We start from the raw sequence: 384 nt of genomic DNA, 5'->3' as shown, positions 1-384 counted from the left end.
ATCTAATAGCAGTACTGTGCTTCACGGTCTTAGCAATTGTACTCATGCCGTTTCTATACTTCACTACAGCGTGGTCAATTGCGGGATTCGCAAGTATCGCAACTTTCATATTTTATAAAGAATACTTTTATGAGGTGGATGATTAAATGACTTGGTTCGAAGAACACGTTGAACCTAGTGTGGAATGGGAAAGAAAAGCAGAACAAGCTGTGTTAAGTGATGATGAAGTTAAGACGATTACTGAATACAGAGAGAAGTACAACAATCCATATATTTACATGTCGGTTCAAAACAAAAATTATCTTGTTGAATATGTAGACAGACATACCGGTGACATAGTATTACACAATTTAAAACTTAAGAAATCATACAGAAGAAGAGCGC

2 protein-coding genes are annotated in these 384 nt (G+C 35.9%); both read left to right on the top strand.

Annotation, left to right across the window (positions count from 1 at the left end; genetic code table 11):
* Nucleotides 1-5 precede the first annotated feature (5 nt).
* Nucleotides 6-146: a DUF1270 family protein gene (locus tag J1M44_RS11430; protein WP_446724879.1), complete on the top strand. Its 141-nt coding sequence runs from the start codon at nucleotides 6-8 to the stop codon at nucleotides 144-146.
* Nucleotides 147-384: hypothetical protein (locus tag J1M44_RS11425; RefSeq protein ID WP_206481131.1), on the top strand; the 238-nt coding region annotated here is incomplete at its 3' end.

The sequence above is a fragment of the Micrococcus sp. KRD128 genome (genome assembly GCF_017168395.1).
Lineage (GTDB): Bacteria > Actinomycetota > Actinomycetes > Actinomycetales > Micrococcaceae > Micrococcus > Micrococcus luteus.
This window is presented reverse-complemented; position numbering and strand designations above follow the sequence as displayed.